At 63.9% G+C, this 21,871-nt stretch carries 18 protein-coding genes and 1 pseudogene; 9 read left to right on the top strand and 10 right to left on the bottom strand.

Annotated features, from left to right (window positions below; translation table 11 throughout):
• Window positions 1–4 precede the first annotated feature (4 nt).
• Window positions 5–682 carry a response regulator gene (locus E5P2_RS34145; protein ID WP_162571493.1) on the bottom strand — a complete coding sequence of 226 codons (678 nt, stop codon included), beginning with the start codon at window positions 680–682 and terminating at the stop codon, window positions 5–7.
• Between the two features lie 15 nt (window positions 683–697).
• Window positions 698–1,726, bottom strand: coding sequence for an ABC transporter substrate-binding protein (locus tag E5P2_RS34150; protein WP_162571494.1), 1,029 nt, complete (start codon window positions 1,724–1,726; stop codon window positions 698–700).
• 225 nt (window positions 1,727–1,951) lie between these two features.
• Here E5P2_RS34150 and E5P2_RS34155 point away from each other — a divergent pair, with 225 nt between their 5' ends.
• From E5P2_RS34155 to E5P2_RS38025, 3 genes are all read left to right on the top strand, one after another.
• A complete protein-coding gene (locus E5P2_RS34155; protein WP_232080992.1) occupies window positions 1,952–3,430 on the top strand; it encodes a porin in 1,479 nt (492 codons plus the stop codon).
• 278 nt (window positions 3,431–3,708) lie between these two features.
• Window positions 3,709–4,818, top strand: coding sequence for a DUF4158 domain-containing protein (locus E5P2_RS38020; RefSeq protein WP_232080993.1), 1,110 nt, complete (start codon window positions 3,709–3,711; stop codon window positions 4,816–4,818).
• Window positions 4,819–4,831: 13 nt separating this feature from the next.
• Window positions 4,832–6,676 carry a Tn3 family transposase gene (locus E5P2_RS38025; protein WP_443083581.1) on the top strand — a complete coding sequence of 615 codons (1,845 nt, stop codon included), beginning with the start codon at window positions 4,832–4,834 and terminating at the stop codon, window positions 6,674–6,676.
• A gap of 288 nt (window positions 6,677–6,964) precedes the next feature.
• Here the strand turns inward: E5P2_RS38025 and E5P2_RS34165 are convergent, their stop codons facing one another.
• Window positions 6,965–7,591 (bottom strand): cupin domain-containing protein, encoded by a 627-nt coding sequence (locus E5P2_RS34165; RefSeq protein ID WP_162571645.1) that lies wholly within the window; start codon window positions 7,589–7,591, stop codon window positions 6,965–6,967.
• Window positions 7,592–7,715: 124 nt separating this feature from the next.
• Here E5P2_RS34165 and E5P2_RS34170 point away from each other — a divergent pair, with 124 nt between their 5' ends.
• From E5P2_RS34170 to E5P2_RS34190, 5 genes are read left to right on the top strand one after another with little or no spacing between them, the layout of a single operon-like run.
• Window positions 7,716–8,891, top strand: a complete 1,176-nt coding sequence (locus tag E5P2_RS34170) for a M20 family metallopeptidase (protein ID WP_162571495.1) — start codon at window positions 7,716–7,718, stop codon at window positions 8,889–8,891.
• Window positions 8,888–9,940 carry a hypothetical protein gene (locus E5P2_RS34175; protein WP_162571496.1) on the top strand — a complete coding sequence of 351 codons (1,053 nt, stop codon included), beginning with the start codon at window positions 8,888–8,890 and terminating at the stop codon, window positions 9,938–9,940. Before E5P2_RS34170 ends, E5P2_RS34175 begins: the two co-directional genes overlap by 4 nt.
• A 21-nt stretch (window positions 9,941–9,961) precedes the next feature.
• Window positions 9,962–11,122, top strand: a complete 1,161-nt coding sequence (locus E5P2_RS34180; protein WP_162571497.1) for an aromatic ring-hydroxylating oxygenase subunit alpha — start codon at window positions 9,962–9,964, stop codon at window positions 11,120–11,122.
• Window positions 11,122–11,964: an alpha/beta fold hydrolase gene (locus E5P2_RS34185; RefSeq protein WP_162571498.1), complete on the top strand. Its 843-nt coding sequence runs from the start codon at window positions 11,122–11,124 to the stop codon at window positions 11,962–11,964. The genes E5P2_RS34180 and E5P2_RS34185 overlap by 1 nt, the downstream gene beginning before the upstream one ends.
• Before the next feature lie 60 nt (window positions 11,965–12,024).
• Entirely contained in the window at window positions 12,025–13,065 is a 1,041-nt protein-coding gene (locus E5P2_RS34190; RefSeq protein WP_162571499.1) for a Bug family tripartite tricarboxylate transporter substrate binding protein, read from the top strand.
• 142 nt (window positions 13,066–13,207) lie between these two features.
• Here the strand turns inward: E5P2_RS34190 and E5P2_RS34195 are convergent, their stop codons facing one another.
• Window positions 13,208–13,441, bottom strand: a complete 234-nt coding sequence (locus E5P2_RS34195) for a hypothetical protein (protein ID WP_162571500.1) — start codon at window positions 13,439–13,441, stop codon at window positions 13,208–13,210.
• A 45-nt stretch (window positions 13,442–13,486) separates the two neighbouring features.
• Between E5P2_RS34195 and E5P2_RS34200 the strand changes: the two are divergent.
• A pseudogene (locus E5P2_RS34200) lies at window positions 13,487–16,397 on the top strand (Tn3 family transposase).
• Between the two features lie 301 nt (window positions 16,398–16,698).
• On the opposite strand, the gene E5P2_RS34205 reads toward E5P2_RS34200, so the two are convergent.
• From E5P2_RS34205 to E5P2_RS34230, 6 genes are read right to left on the bottom strand one after another with little or no spacing between them, the layout of a single operon-like run.
• Window positions 16,699–17,730 (bottom strand): leucyl aminopeptidase, encoded by a 1,032-nt coding sequence (locus E5P2_RS34205; protein ID WP_174262741.1) that lies wholly within the window; start codon window positions 17,728–17,730, stop codon window positions 16,699–16,701.
• Between the two features lie 21 nt (window positions 17,731–17,751).
• Window positions 17,752–18,558: an alpha/beta fold hydrolase gene (locus E5P2_RS34210; protein ID WP_162571501.1), complete on the bottom strand. Its 807-nt coding sequence runs from the start codon at window positions 18,556–18,558 to the stop codon at window positions 17,752–17,754.
• Window positions 18,559–18,582: 24 nt separating this feature from the next.
• Window positions 18,583–19,296, bottom strand: coding sequence for an isochorismatase family protein (locus tag E5P2_RS34215; RefSeq protein WP_162571502.1), 714 nt, complete (start codon window positions 19,294–19,296; stop codon window positions 18,583–18,585).
• A complete protein-coding gene (locus E5P2_RS34220) occupies window positions 19,297–20,514 on the bottom strand; it encodes an FAD-dependent oxidoreductase (RefSeq protein WP_162571503.1) in 1,218 nt (405 codons plus the stop codon).
• Window positions 20,511–21,023: a (2Fe-2S)-binding protein gene (locus E5P2_RS34225; protein ID WP_162571504.1), complete on the bottom strand. Its 513-nt coding sequence runs from the start codon at window positions 21,021–21,023 to the stop codon at window positions 20,511–20,513. Before E5P2_RS34225 ends, E5P2_RS34220 begins: the two co-directional genes overlap by 4 nt.
• Window positions 21,020–21,865 (bottom strand): FAD binding domain-containing protein, encoded by an 846-nt coding sequence (locus E5P2_RS34230; RefSeq protein ID WP_162571505.1) that lies wholly within the window; start codon window positions 21,863–21,865, stop codon window positions 21,020–21,022. The genes E5P2_RS34225 and E5P2_RS34230 overlap by 4 nt, the downstream gene beginning before the upstream one ends.
• Window positions 21,866–21,871: the final 6 nt, after the last annotated feature.

The following is a 21,871-nucleotide window of genomic DNA, read 5'->3' on the forward strand; positions in this document are numbered from 1 at the left end:
CAGGCTATGGGCCATGGTGCACCTGCCTCAGCAGGTAACCCAGGCCACGCAGATGCACGATAGTGACATCGCTGCCTTGCAGCTTCTTGCGCAGCCGGTGCATGTAGATCTCCACGGCATCGACGGATACTTCTTCGTCAATGGAGAACAGGCTCTGGGCGATCGCCTGTTTGGGAACCGCCGTCCCGATCTTCATGGTCAGCACCTCCAGCGAACTGCGCTCGCGCGGCGTCAGCGACAGAGGCTCGCCTCCCAGGAGGTATTCACGCGTGTTGGTGTTGTATTGCAACTCGCCAAACACGATGACCGGATTCACGACCTGCGAGGAGCGTCGCACAAGCACGCGAATCCGCGCTTCGAGCTCTTCGACTTCAAATGGCTTGGCCATGTAGTCGTCCGCGCCCTGGTCGAGTTCGTTGACACGGCTGCGCAGCGAGTTGTCAGCCGTGAGCACCAGCACCGGTGTGCGATTTCCACGTTCTCGCATGCGCCGAAGCACGTCGCGTCCGCCCATCTTCGGCAGTGCCAAGTCCAAAATGATCAGGTCGTAGGTTTCGTAGCGCAGGATGAAGTCGGCATCGCCGCCGCAGCCGACCCAGTCCACGATATATCGTTCCTTGCGAAGCGTGCGCCGCAGCCAGTCGGCCAACGTCTCGTTATCTTCCACCAGCAGGATTCGCATGTCTGTGCTTGCGGCTCAGGGCGCCGCGTCCACGAAATCTGTGGTGTAGGTTTTCGAAAGATCGATTGCCTTGCTCTTCAACGCGTGCTGCACCGTCTTCAGCACCCTCAATACGGTGGGAGGCCCGGATTCCGGCATGCGGCCATCCGCGATGAACATGCTCTTCCCGAAAGCCAGCGCGTCCACGTACTGCGCGCGATCGCCGACGAAATAGTCGGGCGGCAATAGCGCTGCGATCTCCAGCGCGCTGTGCGCGTCGATGTACCTGAGCGCCTTGACGAAGGCATTGACGAGCTTCTGCACCTGCAGCCTGTGCGTGTCGATCCATGCGGTCTCCATGTACAGGCAGGCGCCTGGATACAGGCCGTCGAAGACCTGAACGCTGCCCTGCGGCGTGCGCAGATCCACCAGCAGGTCCGCGCTACCCGTCCTCAGAAGCTGCGTGATCGTGGGCTCGGTCGCCATCCCCGCGTCGATATAGCCCGACTTCATCGCAGTCACGAAACCGGCGCCCGAGCCGACGGGGGTGATCACGAAGTCGCTTAGCCTGACGCCGTGCTTTAACGCCAGATAGCGTATCAGGACTTGCGTCGAAGAGCCCAAGCCGGTGACCCCCAGCCGGTGACCCGCGAAATCAGCTGGCGACCCGATGCTGGCGGCCTGCTCGGATGCCACCAGCACCGCCTCTCCAGGCACGCGGCTGAATTGCACGACTGACTGCACGAACTTGCCGCGGGCCTGGAGGTCGATCGTGTGATCGTAAAAGCCGACCACCGCGTTCACAGTTCCCGAGAACAGCGCGTCGGTGCCGTCCTGCCGCCCTGACGCATCGCTGAGCAACTCGACCTGCAAGCCCTGCTCTTCGAAAAAGCCCAGCCGCTTGGCAATGGTCGCCGGCAAATAGATCTGCTTCTCAACGTCGTTCACCATGATCTTCAGGGGTGCCTGCTGCGCGTGGGTCGCGCCCAGACTGCATAGCGCGAAGATTGCCAGGGAAACGCTCCGCGCCCAACCCATTGCCGCGCGCTGGATGTCGTATCTCATTGCCAGGTTCTCAATATCTCATTGCCAGGATCTCGTGTCTTAGTCCCGGCGCGCGTGCCGCGCGCCGCAGCAGAGTTCTAACCGAGAAGCAGAACGCGATCCGCGTTCGCTGCCCTCCGGACTTTCCCTTATACGCGGCTGCTGAAAGCGAATCGACAGCGCTCGCTTACTAGCCTCGGCCCCGGACATCTGTCCACCCGTACCAAGAACAGAGGAACTCGACCCATGATTCGCCGCAATGCTCCACCACGCCCCTTCCCGCCGCTTCAGAAAAAATCGACGCGCCTTGCGGTCTGTGCCGCCATTGCGGCCCTGCCCTGGATTGCGACCCCCGCATGGGCCAGCGAGTTGGACGACCTGAAAGCACAGATGGAAACCATGAGCCGCCGCCTTGCGGAGCTCGAAGAAAAGCAGAGCCGTACGCCCGTCTCCGCGCCGGCGGCGGTAGCCAAGCCCGTCCCGTTGGCGCTGCAAACCGACCAGCAGGGCTTGCCGCTCGATCCCGCCACCTCCGGTATCGGCCTGTACAGCAGTGACACCACCAGCCTACGGATGTATGGCTTGCTCGAAGCCACTATCAGTCGCTCTGATCACCAGACCCCAAGCGGCGGCACGTCTTCCGGCTTCCAGACCGCATGGTTCAGCGGCAATCGCCTGGGCTTTGATGCGGAACACGCGCTGGCCGCGGGTGCCAGCCTTGGCATGCCCGACCTGAAGATCATTTCGAAACTCGAAACCGAATTTGAGCTACCCACGGGCAACAGCGACACATCCGGCGTGCTCTTCAATCGTGATGCATGGCTTGGCGTCTATAGCGACAAGCTGGGAAAGATCACCTTGGGGCGTCAAAACACACTGACCCGGGATTTCACGGCGAACTGGGGCGATCCGTATGGCACCAGCGCCGTGACGCTCAAGGAAGGCGGCTACAGCAATGTCAACAACTTCAAGCAGCTTATTTTTTATTCGGGAAGCGCCAACGGTACTCGCGTGAACAGCGCCATTGAATGGAAAAAGAATTGGGGTAACCACTGGGTCTCCGGCTTGGGGTATGCGTTCGGATCGGGCGCAAATGGCGGCAGCGGCGACGTTGGGACTGGTGGCTCGACACCAGGCGAATTCACCAAGGGCACCACCGTGGCGGCTTCCGTTGCCTACAACCAGATCGACCTGGGCGGCAACGCGGTCATGAACGTCAATGCGTCACTCGACCGCGCCAACGTCAACAATCTGGTCCACAAATCGGAACTGTTCGGCGGCAATGTGGTCTACGGGCCCTTCCGCGTGAACGCCGGCTATATCCATTACACGGCTGAGCAGGGTATTGCCAACAGCGCAGGGACACGCACCGACAATTCCTGGACAACCTCGGTGAGCTATTCGCCCGGCCAGTTCGACTACGCCCTGGGATATCAGGTCATGAAAGGTCGCCATGCGGGCTTCAGCGCCAGCGGAACGACGCTCAACCCTTTCGGCGATACCGCTGGCGTAACTGCCACTGCAGATGGCTCCAAGAGCACTATCTACGGATCGGTGATGTATCACTTGGATAAGCAAACTGACCTCTATTTTGCAATCGACCACTTCAATGTCAAAGACGGATGGGTCGTGACCGATGCACTAGGAAACGGGATGCGATTTGGCGCCGGCAATCCGTACAAGACTCAAACCGACTTCGGAGTTGGCGCGAGGTTCAAGTTCTGACGGGGGTCGCACCCGCGCGCCAGCGCAAGATGCAAAAAAAATGCGGCGACGGACCTCGGCAGCTCCGGGGCCTTAAGAGGAACCGGCGCCTCGAAGCATCCACTTTCGCTCGGTATTATTGTGCGTGTTCCGCGGGGGGCGGGTTTTCGTAACTGGGGTGATCTCGGTTTTCGTGCATTTTGTGGCGCTTGGCGGCCGAGGCCCCTCCGGCAGGCGCAGAATTCCGGCCAGGCGCTGCTGTCCACACTGGCGCCATACAAGAACCGCCGGAGGGGCTCGTGTCCACATACCACCTGCGCTTCGTCGGCGCCGATCATCTCCCCAGGACACTCTCCGAGTTCGATGTTGCGCGGTTCTTTCACCTTGCTCTGGTTGACGCGCAGGCCATCAGAGAGCGATTTCGGGCGGACCGGCGACTCGGCGTCGCGGTGCAGTTCTTGTTTTTGCGCGCCAGCGGCCGCCCGCTCGACCGCTTTGCGGTCGTTCCAAAGACGCTGCTGCAGCACCTTGCCAGGGAACTTGGCGTCACGCAGACCAGCATTGCTTCTCTGCGCTCGATGTATCGACGCCGGGAAACCCTTTACGATCACCAGCGCTGGGCCCGCGAGCAGCTGGGCCTGAGCAGTTGCGGCGACAAAGAACTTGCCGCGCTGAAGGCTCAGCTCCGCATCCAGGCCAATGATGCTGCCTCCATTGACGAGCTTGTCAAAGGGGCCGAGCGCTGGCTCTTTGAGCGGGGCACCCTCCTCCCATCGGACCGCGTGTTGCGCGATGCGGCACGCAAGGCGTTCGCCGTCGTCGAGCAATCGGCACTGGAAGTCATCGAGGCCGCTGTGTCGGCGTCTGCGCGGACTGTCTGTCAAACCGTCCTCTTTGAGTCAATTGCCGGCAATGAAGGCCAGACCGTTCTGGAGTGGCTGAAGACGCCGGCAGCGCGGCACAGCCCCAGCACCTTGACCGACACGTTGGCCAAGGTCCGGATCCTCAAGCAGCTTGGCGCCCATGACTGGAAGCTCGACGGAATATCCGCGGCTCGCGAGGGCGCCTATGCCCGGGCCCTTGCCAATCGCTCGCCGTCCGAATCGCGCCGGCGCAAGGACCGCACCCAGACGCTGGAGGTCATCTGCTTTCTTCGCGTGACCCTGTTCGAACTCAGCGACACAGTACTGTTGCTGGCGGGCCGCCGGGTCAGTGACCTCGTGCGACGTGCCGCCGGCAAGGTGGATGCCAAACGCGCAGGTGATGCGTTGGACTACCGCGCCCGCTTCGCCTCGATCAGGGAAACGCTCAAAAATTTCGCGCTGTCGGCCGAGCAACGGCTCGTGACCATCGAACTGATGGTTCACGATGACATTGACCCATCGACCCATCGACCCATCGACCCATAGCGCCGCCGCGCTGATGCGCCGCACGCTGACGGATGAGCCCACCGGCGTTCGCCCGCTGCTCGATGGCCTGCGCGACCTCGACTTCGAAGGAGATCCGGACGATCCTGCAATTGGGCAGTGGCAGACTTGGCGCGCGCTGCGTGACGGTGGCGCGACATCGCTGCCCGGCGGCGAGCAGCAGCCGCGAGTGAGCGCCGCCTGGAGCGACCTGGTCGCCGATCCCGATCGCCAGCGGGCATTCAGAGCCTACGAGGCATGCACGATGACGACAATGCGCAAGGCGCTACGCGGCGGCGCTGTGTGGCTCGACCACACCGCGAGTTTCCGCGACCGCGACAGTATGCTGATTCCGGTTGCCGACTGGAAGCTGCATCGCGATCACTTCATCGCGACGCTGGGGCAGTCAGCCGAGGCGGACGCATTGCTCGATCCGTTGCTTGCCAATGTACGCGCTGGCCTGGCCAGTGTTGCAGACGCACTGGCGGACGGCAAACTAACTATCGACGCTGACGGCAGCTTGCATTTGCCGGCTCTGGAGACACTGGACGGCGAGGTGATCCCCAAGCGCACCGGCAGGGCCATCTTCGAGGCGATCGGCGAGCAGCAGCTGCCGGACATCCTGCTCGAACTTGATGCGCACGCAGAGTTCAGCGAAGCGTTGATGGGTCACAAGGCCACGAGCTCCGATGAACTGCTGGCTTGCTACGCGGGCCTGCTTGCGCACGGAACGGAAATCGACGCAAAGGGCGTAGCCGCGATGATCCCGACGCTGAGCGTGGGCCCGATCAGCGCCGCGATGCGGTCTTTGGAGGTGCCAGGTCGTCTGCGTCGTGCAAACGAGCGCGTCGTTGAGTTCCAGCACACATTTCCGCTTGCATCGCTGTGGGGCGTGGGCGACAAGGCGTCGGCCGACATGATGTCGTTGGACGCCTCGCAGCACCTGTGGAATGCACGCGTCGACCCAAGGCGTCGTACCTATGCGGCGGGGCTGTACACCCACGTCCTTGACCGCTACGGCATCGTGTACGACCAGCCGATCGTGCTCAACGAACGACAGGCAGGTGCCGCCATCGCCGGCGTCGAGCACTACAACCGCGAGCAGCAAGACCGCCTGTCGATGGTCGCTGTTGACACCCACGGATACACCCACGCCGGGATGGCGGGAGCGAAATTGCTCGGCTTCGACCTATGCCCTCGCCTTCGCGCGCTGGCCGAGCGCAAGTTGTATGTCCCCTCGGGTTGGCGCGCTGGGCGGGACTTTGCGCAGGCGATCGAACCGGTCGTCAGCGCGAGCGTGGCGCTCAACGCGATCCGGACTGGTTGGGACGGAATGCTGCGCTTCGCGGCCTCGATCCGTACGGGGCGCATCAGCGCCAATGTCGGGCTGCGTCTGTGGGGAAGCGCCGCCAGGGGTGACCACGGTCGTCGCGGTGCCGACGAGCTTGGACGGCTGCTCAGAACGATGTTCCTGTGCGACTACTTCACCAACCCGGACTTCCGGCGAGAACTGCATACCCTGCTCAACCGTGGCGAGTCGGTACACCAACTGCAGCGGGCCATCTACTATGGACGGATTGCGCCAGAGCGAGGTCGTCGTCGAGACGAACTCAACGCTATCTCCGGTGCACACGCCCTCCTCACCAATATCGTGATCGCTTGGAACACGGCGCGCATGCAGGCGGTGGTCGACCGTTGGCGAAAGGAAGGCATGGACGTCGAGGATGCCTGGCTGCGCCGGCTTGGACCAGTGCATTTCGAGCACATCAATTTCCGGGGCACGTTCAGCTTCGGGGTGCAGCGGTACGCGAAGGCGCTGATCAGGCAAGGCCCCGCTGCTCGGCAGGCAGCGCGTGAGTAGCGCGCGAACTCATCGCGATCGCGCAGACGCTCTGAAGACGGCCATAGGACTGCCCAGCCGACACCGCCACAAAATGCACGACATCCAGCGCTTCGCCAAATGGGCCCATAACGCAACCCATTGATTTGATTGAGGGAAGTCGTGCCAAGCGCCACAAAATGCACGAAAACCGAGATTACCCCAACTTGCGCCCACCGGGCGTTTGCGCCGTCGGAACACCGTGGCCAGCACCGGCTCGCGGCTCGCGAGCATTCGACCGCCGCAGCGTTCGCGCGTCGTGCGCATTCCTCAGAACGTCGGCGGGGTGTTGATCCACAGGATCCGGGCCACCTCGCGCCCCGGGTTGCGATAGCCGTGCCGCACCTCGGAAGGAAAAAAGATCGCATCGCCCTGACCCAGAACATGCACCTTCCCGTCGAGGTTGATCTCGACCGTTCCCTCGAGCACGAAGGCGAGTTCTTCACCCACGTGCTGAATGAAGCCGCCGCTGTCTCCGCCAGCGTCCACCACGTGTATCGAGCTGTAGAGCAGTTCACCGTTGATGGCGACGCCCTCGAGACGGATGCCCACACCCCCGTCGCGGCCGATCGCGTCCACGCTGATGATGGGCCGCTGACCATCGCGCGAGACCACGCCGCTGTCGGCGTTTTCCTCCGAGAACATCTTCCCGATCGAGGTCCCCAGTTCGGCCGCGATCTTGTGCAGCATCGGCAGCGACGGGGTGGCCCGATCGTTCTCGATCTTGGAAATCAGGCTTTCCGAACATCCGACACGCAACGCGAGATCGCGCAACTTGAGCCTGCGAGCCTTGCGTGCCGCCTTCAGCTTGGCGCCCACGCGAAGCTGGGGCACCGCCGAAGGGGATGAAGGCCCCGGCGGCACGTGTCCGGGTTCTTTGGGAATAGAGGGAAACATGTTCAAGGCATTTTCACATGGATCCAGAAGAGCCCTCTGACCCCATCAAGAAGCCTCTACTTTCCTTGACATTCAAGTTTTCAATCAATACTATGCAAGTCACTTGAATGAAAATAATGAACGCATGACAAGTATCGATGACGCCGTCAGTCTTGCCCAGCAATTGGTGCGCTTCGATACGCGCAACCCCCCTGGCCAGGAGGCGCAATGCGCGACTTTCCTGCAGGCGCTACTCACCGACGCGGGCTTTTCCGTGCGCGCCTATTCGCACTCGCCGGGGCGGACCAGCCTGGTCGCGCGCGCCGGCGAAGCCGGGGCACCGCATTCGCTGTGCTTCGTAGGCCACCTGGATACGGTGCCACTCGGCAAGGCCGCATGGAAGCTCGATCCCTTCGCCGGCGTCGTCGCGGATGGACGACTGCATGGCCGCGGCGCGTGCGACATGAAGTCCGGCGTCGCCGCATTCGTCACCGCGGCCGTGAACCGGGTCTCGGGGCTGCCGGCAGGTGTCGCTCTCACATTGCTGCTGGTCGCGGGCGAGGAAACCGGCTGCGAGGGCTCGTCGTACCTGGCGTCGCTGCCACTGGCGCTGGATGGCTTCACCGGCGTCGTCGTCGCCGAACCCACGTTCAATGAGCCCCTGCTCGGCCACAAGGGCGCACTGTGGCTGCGTGCAACGGCCAGGGGCTGCACCGCGCACGGCGCCACGCCGGAAGCGGGCGTGAACGCGATTGCAAAGGCGGTGCGCATGGTCGATCGCTTGCAGGCGTTCGGCGGTGAAATGTCCGATGTGCACCCCGTGCTCGGCGTGCCGAGCCTCAACATCGGAACCTTCCATGCTGGCGAGAACGTGAACTCGGTTCCCGACTGGGCCGAAGTGGGCATCGATCTGCGCACGCTGCCGGGCATGGACCACGCGCAGCTGCGGGAACAGTTGACGCAGCGCCTTCGGCCCGAACTCGAGTCGCTCGACCTGCAAGCCAGCCTGGACAGCGTCTTCACCGAACCGGCGGATCCCTGGGTGCAGAGCGTACTGGCGCTTGCCGAGAGGGAGACCGGACGCCCCGCCACATTGCGCACGGCCCACTACTTCACCGATGCGAGCGCGCTCAAGGGCCGCATGGGTGCCACGCCGATCCTGATCCTGGGGCCGGGACATCCGTCGCAGATGCACCAGACGGACGAGTTCTGCGACCTGAGCCAGATCGACGAAGCCGTGCGCGTGTATTCGGCCATCATCGATCATGCGATGCCATGCGCCGAGGCCGCCTCCGCCGACACGGCGCCGGAGCCGGCATGAGCACGGCACGCCGCGCATCGGTGGCGTGCGCCGCGCAGACGCTCGTCGGCCGGCATTTTTGCGCGCAGCCGGGAGAGGCGGCGGTGCTGACTGTCGACGAAGCCAGCGACCCGCGGTTGGTGGAGGCGCTTTCGGACAGTCTGGCCGCGGCGGGCGCGAAGCCGTGCGTCATGCGCTTTCCGAGGCTTCCGCTCCAGGGTTCACTGGCGGACCCGCACATCCCCGAGCCGGTTGCGTCTGCCGTGCTGGCGTGCGATATCTGGTTCGACCTGAGCTTTCCCTATCTGGCGGGGTCGGGGCCGTTCGACCGGGCGATGGCGCGCAAGCGTGCGCGCTACCTGCTTCTGGGAGACCTCGACGCCGACGGATTCGCGCGCCTGTATGGCGGCGCCGACTTCGACGCCCTCTTCGATCTGCAGGACTGCGCGGACAGCCTGCTCGCGAGTGCGCAAGGGCAGGCATGCCGGCTGACGACGCCGGCCGGCACCGATCTCGTCTTCCGCATGGGCAAGCCTGCGAACGCCAAGCACCGGCAGGCCTCGCAGCCCGGCGCCCAGACCGTCCCGGGCTCCGCCATCTTCTACCCCGAACTGGAGTCGGTCAAAGGCACCATCGTGCTCGAGGCGGTCTTTCATGATCACTACGGCCCGCTCGAATCACCGCTCACGCTGACGGTGGACGGCAGAGTGCGCGAGGTGCGTGGCGACGCGCAGCGTGCGCTCATGGATCGCGCGCTGCGGCGCGCCGGCGGCGGCGAGTACGGCCACGTGATCCACCTGACCATCGGGCTCCACCCGGCGGCACGGACCACCGGCCACTCCTTCATCGAAGACATCCGCGTGGTGGGACGCAACGCCATCGGCCTGGGCCTGCCATGGTGGCTGCCGGGCGGCGGCGAGAACCATCCGGACGGCGTGGTCCATGACCAGTCGCTCTGGCTCGCGGGCGAGCAGGTGATGGAGCGCGGAAGGCCGGTCTCGGCACACCCGCTCGCGCGTCTGCTCGACGCCGCGAGGGCGAGCGTGCACGACGCGGCGCACACCCCATGAAATGACCGATCGAGGACCTCCATGAGACAAGAGCAAACAGCCAGAATCCTGCACGGCGCCGAACGCACCGCCGAGCCCCTGAACCGCGCCGCCCACTCGCCGCGCGAGATCTACTTCTCCCCCGATGTCTTCGCGCTCGAGCGCGAGCATGTCTTCTTCAAGGACTGGGTCTGCTGCGGCCGCATCGAGGCGCTGGTCCAGCCCGGCGACTACCTGAGCGTCGACATCGTCGGCGAGCCCCTGGTCATCACGCGAACGCAGGAAGGCAGGCTCGCGGCGTTTTCCAACGTCTGCCTGCATCGCGCGGTCGCCGTGGCACCGCCAGGCCAGGGGAATCGCCGCGCGTTCAGCTGTCCGTTCCACGGCTGGACCTACGACCTCGAAGGTCGGCTGATGGGCGCACCCCGCATGCAGGGCGCCGAGTGCTTCGAGAAGCAGAACTTCCGCCTGCCGGCGATCCAGGTCGATGAATGGCACGGATGGGTGTTCGTGAACCTCGACCCGCAGGCCGCGCCGCTGTCCGAGCACACGGCGACGCTGGAGCGCGACTTCGCTTTCATGCGGCAGGATGACTGCCGGCTCGCGATCACCACGGTCAACGACATCGACTGCAACTGGAAACTGGTGGTCGAGAACGTCATCGACCTCTACCACGTCAACCTGGTGCACAAGTCCACCAACGGGCGGCAGTTCACGTCGGAAGCGTTCGAGTTTGCGCCGCGCAGCGAGGGCGGCTACTACGCCACCTTCAACTCCGGCCCCTCCACGCTCACCGGGCAACCCGTCTTCGGCCGGATGCCCTGGTTGCAGGATCTGCCCGAGAGCTTCGCGGCGACCGGGCGCCTGCGGCCCAACTTCACGCTGTTCGCCCGCATCGACACGGTGCATGCCCTGACGATATGGCCGCTGTCGCCGACGCGCACGCGCGTGACCGTCTACACACTGCTTCCCAAGCAGTATTTCGACGCGCCCGACTTCGCGCAGCGCGTCGTGGCCTATCAGGACTACCAGAACAAGGTGATCTCGGAGGACCGCGAAGTGCTGCAGATGATGCAGCGTGGCCTGTCGTCGCACCTGTACGTACCTGGCCGCATGGCCGAAATCGAAGCGGGTGTGCATCACATCGAAAAGGACAATCTCGCGCGCCTGTGCGGCGTACTTTCCCGGCCGGAGCAACGCTGATGCAGATGCGCTTCGTCCAGGCCGGCGGCGTGCCCACGCGCTGCCTCGAGGCGGGTCACCCGGACGCGCCCGCTCTCCTGCTCGTGCACGGCCTCACCCTGACATGCGACTTGTGGATGCGCAATGTCGATGCGCTCGCGCAGCATTTCCACGTGATCGCGCCGGACATGCTGGGGCATGGCTTCACCCGGCCCGTGCTGGCGCCGCATGAGGTCGACGTCGCGGCCAAAGTCGAACATCTGCTTTCGCTGATGGACGCGTGCGGCCATCAGCGCTTCGCCGTCAGCGGCAGTTCGTATGGTGCGCTCATCGCCGCCAACATCTATCTGGCCGCGCCCGCCCGCGTTTCCCGACTGGTCCTGAACGGCAGCGGCTCGTGCTTCAGCACCGAGGCGCAGCTCGTCGAGGCCGTCGGACGGGCGCATGCGAGCTACGACGCGCTCATGGATGCGTCCGATCCCGAGGGCTGGCGCCATCATCTCGACACCGTCGTCCATGCGCCGGCCTCCGTGCCCGAGGCGTTGCCGAGCCTGCTCGCCCTCGCCTACGCACAACCGTGGATCGCTGCGTACTGGCGTGCAACCATCGCCGCCATGCGCGACGCGGCGCAGTTCCAGCGCTTTCGCGTCCTCGAGCGCCTTCACGAGATCGATGTCGACACATTGATCCTCTGGGGCCGCGACGACAAGGGCGCGCGCTACGAGAACGCGCAGGCTGCGGTCGAGAAGCTGCCCCGCGCCCGCCTCATCGGCATCGACGCATGCGGCCACCTGCCCATGCTCGAACAGCCTGCGGCCGTCAACGAAGCGATGCAGTCCTTCCTCCTGCAGGACGCGCGCTGAGCCTGCATTCCCAGATCGCCATCAACCACCGGATCCACGATCCTTGGAAGGAAAAATGAAATGAACATTGATCGCAAACCCATCGGCCAGACTGCCGCATGGCGCGTGAATCGCCGTGCCTTCCTGACCGGCACCGGTGCCGCCGGGCTGTGCCTGTCGGGCGTCGGCATCGTGTCTTCGGCCGTGGCGGAAGAAAAGCCATGGCAGCCCACCAGGCCGATCCGGCTGATCGTCCCCTATCCGCCCGGAGGAGGCATCGACATCGTGGGCCGCTTCATCGCGCCCAAGCTCCAGGACGGCCTCGACCAGACCGTCATCGTCGAGAACAAGCCCGGTGCCGTCGGCATGATCGGCAGCGAATATGTCTATCGCTCGCCGCCGGACGGCTACACCTACGTGGTCGCCAGCGCAGACACGCACTCGATCAATCCGCACGTCTACACCGGCCTGCGCTACAAGGCTTCGGAGTTCAGCCCCGCCGCCGCGATCGCGCGGCTCGACTACATGTTCGTCGCGCGGCCGGACCTGCCGGTGTCGACGATCAAGGACGTCATCGAACTCGCGCGACGGCAGGAATTGACCTATGCATCCAGCGGCGTCGGATCCTCCGCGCAGGTCGTGACCGAGGCCCTCAAGGCGCGCTACAAGCTGAAGCTGCTGCATGTCCCCTACGCGGGCTCGGGGCCGGCGGCGGGAGCGATCATGGGCAGCCAGGTCGACCTGCTCATGGTGCCTATCGCCATCGCGCTGGCGAGCCGCGCCAAGATGAAGATCCTCGGCGTTGCCTCGGCCACGCGTTTCGCGGGCGCGCCGGACATCCCGTCGCTGGCGGAGCAGGGCTATCCGATCGGACTGGATGCCGCGTGGATCGGGCTCATGGGGCCACCGCACACGCCGCGGCCCGCGCTGGAGCGCATTCACGGTATCGTCGACCGCATCGTGCGCGAGCCCGGAACGCGGGAACGCCTGCTTGCCCTGGGCCTCATGCCTTACACGGCGACACTGGACGAGTTCTCTTCGCAAACCAAGGCGGCGTACCAAAGCTGGGGCGAAGTCGTCGCCGCCGCGGGAATCCATGCCGATTCGACACAGCTCAACTGATGCCGGCCCCGGCCCATCGCCATTTCTCTCGCCTCCTTTGACGCAATGGGCTTCTTTCAGTACGCGTCTGTTCGGAGGCACTCTTGAAGCCGGGAAAGATACCCACGCACGCCGCGTTCGCCACATCATTTTGGAGGACCGGCTACCTCTTCGTCCTTGCGCGCAGCACCTGCACGAGCCGCTCGAACGGCCGCAGCATCTCGCCTTCCGGCACGCTCGCGAAGCCGAGGACCAGACCGCGCTCGCGCGGCGCATGCACGAAGTAGCGTGAAAGGGGGTCCACTCGTTTTCCGTGCACTGAGTGACGGTTCGCAAGCCCAGCAACGGCGCGGGTGTGATGTTGTAAGCCATTGATTTTCTTGATGTTGCTGTTCACTTTTCAGCGGCGTATCGTCCCCTGCCCCACTGACGGAGGCGCGCGATGCAAGGCTGGCAGACCACATACTTGGGCATGCGCGAACTTCCGCGCGACATCAGCGGCTTCGAACTGCAGGCGTTCTTCACCTTCAGCCACGCGGAGCGTGAACTGATCGGCGCGCGCCGCGGCGAATCTCTCAAGCTCGGCCTGGCATTGCACATCGGATTCCTGCGCATGAGCGGCCGTGTGCTCGACGCCTTTCGGATCGTTCCGCCAGCGCTGTGGCGCCATCTGGGCAGTGAGTTGGGTGTCGATGCTCCCGAGATCGCGTCGCTACGCGCCCTGTACGGGCGAGGTCGCACCCTGTTCGACCACCAGCAAGTAGCCTGTGAAGCCCTCGGGTTCCGGTGGATGACCGAGCACCAGCGCCGCGCTCTCGTTCGGTCGATGAGTGACGAGGTCGCCCGGTGCGCAGATCGCGAGCAACTGGTTGTCTTTGCCCGACGTTGGATGTACGAACATCGACTGCTGATCGTCCACGATCGCGCCATCCGCGCCTTGATTGCCACCGCCCTCGCCCGTTTCGAGGCCGAGATGTCGGCGTCCATTCGCAGCGTGGTGCCATCTAACACCCTGGATCAATGGGGCCGAATGATCGCGCTGCCACACGCCACCGGCGTGACCCATCAAAGTTGGCTGTGGGCGACGCCCGCTCGACACTCGACGCGCCAGATCAGCGAGGTGCTCGAACGGATCAATTGGCTTCGGAGCCTTGACGTCCACAAGTACCTGGGCGCCCTGCCCGACCTCATCGTGCGGCGCTACGCACGTCGTTTGGCCTCCAGACCTCCTTCGGCCGGCGCCAAGATCAAGGAACCAGTTCGCACCGTAGAGGTCGCCTGCTTCCTGCGCTACTGCCTGCTGACCGCCACCGATCAACTGGTCCTGATGGTCCAGCGTCGCGTGGCCGACCTGTGGCGTCAGGCCGCAGGTAGTGTCGGAGACACCGCCAACTGGGCTGACCTTTATCGATCGCTGCTCAACGAACTTGCGAACATGAGCACCGAGGGTGGCATTCCAGACTCGGACTTGAGGGCTCGTTTGGCGGCCTTGGTCGCGAGCCACCAGCAGCGTCGCCCGCCAGGTCGGGCATCGCTCGTGCGGGAGCGCCTGATCGAGGCCATCCGCCCAGTACGATCCCTGCTGGCGGCAATCGTCAAGTTGCCATGGCAGGCGACCGGCGACCATCCGGTCATCGAATCACTGACCAAGCTGCGCGATCTGTACGCTAGAAACGCCAGGAGCCTGCCAGACATCGTTTCACCCCAACTCGGATCGGTCTGGCGCGATGCGATCTCGGGGTACGACCGGGAGCGCGCTTTCCGGGCGCTGGAAGTGGCCACGCTTTTTGCACTGCGTCGATCTGTGCGCAACGGCTCGGTGTGGATCGAAGACAGCTTGACGTTTCGTGGCCGAGAGCGCCTGTTCCTGCCCGCCGAGCGCTGGCAGGCCGAAGCCAAGCGGCACTACAGCTCGGCTGTCGTTGCCGACCAACCCGGAGGAATTCCTTGTTCCGCTCCTGATGCGCGTGCATGCTGGCGTCCAAGCGGTGGCCGTCGCCGCCCGTTCCGGCGTGCTGCGCATCGACGATGAATTGCACCTCTCGGCGCTCCTGGCGGACGATGAAGATCCGGAGGTCGGCAAGCTGCGCGCCAGATTCGACCAGCGCATCGGCGAGGTGCAATTGCCCGAGGTGATCCTGGCCGTTGACGCGCAAGTTCGTTTCAGCTGGATCATGCTGGGGCGCGAGCCGCGCTCGGCCGACGAGCTGCTGATGGCCTACGCCGGCATCCTCGCCCACGGCACCAGCCTCACGGCTGCCGATTGCGCACGCATGATGCCGCAGCTGTCGGCCCGGAGCATCCGCCAAAGCATGCGCTGGGCCGGCGACGAACGCCGGCTTGGTCAAGCCTGCCAAGCGGTGCTGGAGTTCATGCAAGGCCATCCCATTGCAACGACTTGGGGACGCTCCGATCTCGCCTCCTCGGACATGATGAGCATGGAGACCACCAAGCGCGTGTGGCAGGCCCGCCTGGATCCGCGGCGCAACACGCCCTCGATCGGCATCTACTCGCATGTGGGAGATCGATGGGGCATCTTTCACGCGCAACCCTTTGTGCTGAACGAACGCCAAGCCGGCGTGGCGATCGAAGGCGTCGTGCGGCAGGAGCGGATGGAAACTTCTCAGCTCGCCGTCGACTCGCACGGTTACACCGACTTCGCGATGGGTTTGTCGCGGTTGTTGGGTTTCGATCTATGTCCGCGGCTGAAGGATCTGAAGCCGCGACAACTCTATGTTCCCCGGGGCATGCCGATACCGGCCGACGTGGCATCGGTGTGCGTCACCAGCGTCGACGCTTCGCTCATTGCGTCGCACTGGGACGCGCTCGTTCGTCTCACGGCGTCCGCGATGTCCGGGCATGCCAGCGCGGTGGCCGTGATGGCGCGCTTCGGAGCGGCGGCCAGGTCCGACCCGATCTACGAGGCCGGCGTACACCTTGGGAGATTGATGCGCACGGCCTTTCTGGCGGACTACTTCGTCAATGCGGCGTTTCGCCGCGAACTGCATCGGGTACTTAATCGCGGCGAGGCGGTGAACGCCTTGAAGCGCGCCATCTACACCGGGCGGGTCAGTCCAGCGCAGGCAAGGCGTGTCGAGGAGATGCAGGCCGTGGCCGATGCGTTGAGCTTGCTCGCCAACATCGTGATGGCATGGAACACCGCGCAGATGCAGGCAGTGCTCGATCGCTGGGCCCATCGACGTCAGGTTGTGCCGCCCGAACTCATTGGGCGGATCGCGCCCACACGGCTGGAGGGCATCAATCTGCGCGGCATCTTTCGATTCCCCATCGAGCGGTATGCCGCTCAGCTCCTACCGTCACAAACTGCAGCGAAAACGAGCGCCAATGGCTAAAACCGACCCATCGCCGGTGCGGACCGCGGCGCGATTGGAGGGGTGACAGAAAGGCCATGTTCGACAAGGACTTGCGAACGCCGAGGCGTTGGAAGCCGCATGCTTGGCTGCGCACTTATCGTCACTTAGTGCACTGAAAACGAGTAGACCCCCTAGCGGCCCTCGCCGTGTTGCGGCGGCGCTAAACCTCCATAAGTGGGCGTTATGGAGGGTTAGGTGAACCTGCTTTTTTTGGCTGCTGAGGCAAGCAAGCGTGAGCGGGCACCCCCAGAAGGCCGTTGAGGTGTCGCGTTGTAATAGGTTAGGCGCGCATCGCAGGATGAACCACGTCTCCTCGGTCGAGGATCTGCACCTCATCCAGCCATAGGCTGCACCGGCGCATTGGAAGGTCCAGGTGGCAGGCCGTGTCGTTGGTCCCTCCCAGTTCCAAATTGGGTCCTAGAGAGAACAGAACATTTCCGTAGAACGCCAGAGCGTTCATCACGTGCTCCGAAGGCAGCTGTCGCGTGACTGAGAACTGGTACCAACGTGCTTTCTCGTTGAGTCCCCACCCGATGTGAGAAATGGCGTAGGCCCGGGGATCCTTGAAGCTGTCGATGTAGCTCCTGATCAGCTCTGCGTCCATGCCATATCCGGAGATCTTCACCACCATGCCCTTTTCCACGTGCAGCGTGACCGGCGTAGTCACATATTGCTTGAATGCGCAAAGGATGTCCCCGGGCTGCAGCACGACCACGCCATCCACTTCACCGTCATTGCCTTGGGTGAAGGAAAAGCCCGAAGGAAAGTGATCCCAACGCCCGGGTTCGGCCGTGAAGCCATACTCCGAAATGACGGGGTACTGTCCAAGCCGGTACACGATGTCCGTCCCGGCGTCCGAGGTGAAGCGCAGCTGTTTCGCAGACTCCAGCAAAGTCTTGGCGAATTCGACGCGCCGTTGCAAGTCCACCGTGGGGAACATTTGCTTGAGCACGTGGACCGGTTCCATCACCCGCAGGATGCGCGCACCCGCCGCCTGGATTTCCGCCTGCTCGCGCGAGAACAACAAGCCCACCATGTCGATGACCAGATTGGCGGACTTCAGCGTGGTCATTGCCAGTGCATTGCCCACCAGAGGATGGCGGCCCTGGACACCGACTGCGTTGGCCGTTTCACGGCGCACATTGAGGTTGAATGTGGTGGCTCCCAATTGACCCGCGGCAGCCATGAATGCGTGGGCGTTTTCCGCCCATTCATCGCCCGCCGTCAGCACGACGACCGTTTCTTCGGCCTTGACGCCGCAAAGCCTCAGTTCGTCGGTGAAAAGCCCCAGAACCTCTGCATCTATTTTCACTTCAGTTTCCTCTCGACAAGATCAGTAGCAGTGGCGGCGCAGCACCGCGGCCAACTCGGCGCTGAACTGCGCAAAGTTCTCCGCCTGCATCTGGTGGCCCACCCCCGCGAGTCGAGTGACATGCAGGTCAGGGCGCAAACGCTTCATCTCCTCCACATCTGCGTCGGACACCACGCCGCCTTCCTCTGCGCAGATGAGAGAGATCGGCACTCGGGCGCCGGCCAGGTCCGCGAAGAAATCCTGACCGTGGAAGTCTTCATAGGCGGCGTGGACGGCGCGCTCGTCGCAACTGGTCAGCCACTCAGCCCGCAACTGCTGCAGCGGCTCAGGCCAGGGCCGTGCTTTGCTCGCCTGCAGCGCTTCCCACGCCTCCCCCCGCAGGGCCGCCCGCAGCAGCCCCAGTGTGCGCGCGAGTGGGATCGGGTAAACGCGACGGCCCGGACCGCTGGTGGGCGGATCGACCAGCACCAGCGAATGCGCCAAGTCGGGTGCCCGCGCCACCGCCCGGGCCGCGATCCGTGCGCCCATGGAGTGCCCGAGAATCAGCGGCGGTGTGCCGACCTTGGCGTGGATGAAGGCCTCCAGGTCGGTCGCGCAGGCATCCAGGCCGTAGTCGAGATGGGCTCCGCCTTCGGACAGGCCGCGCCCCCGCACGTCGACGACGAGACAGGTGCGTGTCTCCGCAAACCAAGCGCCGACGTGGCGCCACAGAATCGCCGGACTGATGACCCCCGGCACTATGACCACAGGCCGCCCCTCACCCGAGAATTGCAAGTAGTGCTGGCGGATGCCGTTGGCCCTCACATGGGCGCCTGTGCCGTTGTTCAAGGTGCGATTCCCGGTATTGTTTGCTCAACCTGCGGCGGCGATTTGACGCAAAGCGATCAGCAGTTGCTCGGTCGGCATGACGTCGGCGTATTTGTTCGCCATGTCGAACAGATTCACCGCGTGAGACGTCTGCGACCTGTCATAGACAGCATCTTCCGGGACCACGACCTTGAAGTTCAGGGCGCAAGCATCGATGGCCGTTGCACGTACGCAGCCGCTTGTTGTGCAGCCAGTGACAATGACTGTATCGACGCCGAGCCCCACCAGGTAGCTGGTCAAGGGCGTGCCATGGAATGCGCTGGCCTGGAACTTGGGGATCAGAATGTCTTCCGGCTGGGGTGCCACCTCGGCGACGAAGTCATACCCGTGCTGTGGGACTTCCATGACGCCAGGCACCTTCTGCTCGAATTGGCCACGGTTCTGGGGGCCCTTGGGGGCCACATGAGGGTACAGGATGGGTGCCCCTATGGAACGGAATGCTTCCACCAGGCGCGCAATTCTTGGCACAGCGCGCCAGCCGTGTTCACCGCAGCTCGTGGGCATCAGTTTGATGGCTTCCTCGATGGGAAGGGGCTCGTCGCCCATCGACCGGTACTGCACATCGATGATCAGCAAGGCGGGATGCTTGCCCAAGCCCGTGGGCGTCCCCCAGCCAGTCTTGCGATAGATGGCCAGCTCGACTTCGGGGATGATGCCGTCCCACGGACGACGGCCTTGTGTTTTGATCGCGCTCAGCATTCAAACCTCCACAGCGGTGGCGTCGTATGCCAGTAGCCAGTCGTAGCGCTGACGCACCGCTTCGGGTGACCAGTTCCGCTCGATGTAGGAACGACCCGTGTCAATCCGCTCGAGCGCCGGGTCGTGGAAGACCTTCAGCATCTCGAGTGAACTGGCCTTGGTACGGTTGGCGCGCGCGATTCGGGCGCTGTCGTAGCGCTCGAGCGCGGCTTCGACACCCTCGGGTTGCGCTTCCAAGCAGCGCGCCAGAACGTAGGCGTCCTCGAAGGTCATGTTCACGCCCATGCCCAGGTACGGCGTCATGGAATGACAGGCGTCGCCTACCAAGGTCACCCTGCCGCGAGACCAGCGATCGAGCGGGTCACGCACGAACAAGCCCCAGCGAAAAAGGTTCTCGGAATTGATGAACAGATCGAGGATGTCCTGGTTCCATCCCTCGAAATCCCTCAGCGCGTCGGAAAGCTCGCCGCGCTCGGACCAGGACTCGGTCTGCCACACCTCGCTGTCCACCTGCGCCGAAAAGCTCACGAACTGCTCCCCGCCGCGCTGCACCGGATAGGTGGTCACGTGCGCTGTCGGTCCCACCCAGGTGGAGGCCAGGGCTCGCTGATGCTGCGGCTTGAGTCGGGCCATCGACGCCAAGCCGCGCCAGGCATTGGCGCCCGTGTAGCGTGCCGGTGCCGCACCGAAGATGGATTGCCGCACCTGCGAATGTGCGCCGTCGCTGCCGACGACCACGTCGCCCTCGATCGCACGCCCATCGTCCAATAGCAGCCTGGCGCGGCCGTCCATGGTCTCGGCGCCGACCGCACGCACCCCAAAATGCACCGCGCCAGGCTTGATGGCGATCACCGCCTCGTAGAGGATGCGCTGCAATTCCGCGCGCAGGACCTGAATCAGGGTGTGGTCGACCTTGGAGTCCGTAGCACCGCGGTTGTATACCGAGTGCTCTTCACCGGTCTTCCAGAATCTGATCACGCGGTCCTCCGGATCGAGGTTGATGGCTTGCAGTTCCTTTTTGAGCCCCAGCTTCTCCATGACGCGACTGCCATTGGCAGATATCCAGAGCCCGGCCCCCACCTCCCGCAATTCGGGGGACTGTTCGTAGATATCCACCTCGAAGCCCTTTTGCAGCAGCGCGAGGGCCAGGGTCAGGCCGCCCATGCCAGCACCAGAGATGATTGCATGCGGCTTGCGCGGTGTGTTCGATTGAGTCATTTTTTCTCCGGTTCGAAACTCAGTGGGTTGTGCACGAGGTCCTGGATGGCCTCAAGAATCTTCACGTAGCCCGTACAGCGGCAGATGTTGCCGCGCAGGAAGTGACGAATCGTCTCCTCCGACGGGTTCTCGTACAGCGACAGCATCGACTTCACCGCCAGGATCATTCCGGGCGTACAGAAGCCGCACTGCAGCGCTCCGTGGGCGATGAAGGCGCGCTGCACCGGGTCCAGGCGCCCTTCGTAGGCCAGACCCTCGATGGTGGTGACGTGGCGCTCGTGCACATCGGCGCACAGAGTGGTGCAGCTCGAAATCGGCATGCCGTCGACGAGCACGGTGCAAGCTCCGCACACTTGCACATCGCAAGAGCGTTTTGTTCCGGTGAGTCGGCACCGCTCCCGGAGCACGTCGATGAGGAGTTCGCGAGGTTCGATCTCCAGCGACTGTTCTGAAGCGTTGAGCGTCATGTCCACCCGGATGAGTGGATAGGTTCGCGTGTGGTGGCTCATTGGAGGCATTCCTGAAGAGCGCGCTGCGCGAGTACGGTGACCAGGTGCTTCTTGTAGTCGGCGCTTCCATGAAGATCGTCATGCGCGTCGATTTGTTCTGCCTCGGCGGTGATGACAGGTTCCAAGGCGCGCCACACCTCGTCGAACGGCGCTTGGGATGGCAGGCTCTGCGCCACTTCCTGCGCCTTGCAGAGCGCTACAGGAACAGCCACGACGGCACCCGTCCAGAGGCGCAGGCGCTGAGAGCCTTGTGGCGACCAGACCGCAGCCACGCCGACCGCGGGACGTTCGGTGTGGCCGAATGGCCGGTACGCGGAGCGATCACCCGGCAATTGGGGGGGCACGTCGATGGAGACGAGCAGTTCGTCGTCCTTTCTCGCCGTGGCGAACTCGCCCACATGGAACTCGCGCGAGGGGACGTTGCGTTGCCCGGTCGTATTTGCCAATACGATCCGAGCGTCGAGGGCGCACAGCATGGTCGGCGCATCGGCATGCGGCTCGGCGAAGCAAAGGACGCCGCCCAGGGTTCCAGCAACGCGCACCCGGATGTTGGCGACATGATCACTGAGATCGGCATAACCCGGAAGGAGCCGTTGAACCAGCGGATCGTGGGCGATGACATGATGCGTCGACAGAGACCCGATACGCAGCGCACCATCGTCCAGCAGTCGAATCTCGCGCAGTTCCTGAACTTGCTTGATGTCGATGACGTGGTCGTATTGCAGTACGTGGGCCTTCAAGGCGACGAGCAGCTCGGTACCACCAGCATGAAAAGTTGCAGCCTCGCCCAGTTCAGCCTTCAGCGCGAGGGCTTCGCGCAGACTCGTCGGTCGATGCAGCATGAAACG

It is taken from the genome of Variovorax sp. SRS16 (assembly GCF_901827165.1).
Lineage (GTDB): Bacteria > Pseudomonadota > Gammaproteobacteria > Burkholderiales > Burkholderiaceae_C > Variovorax.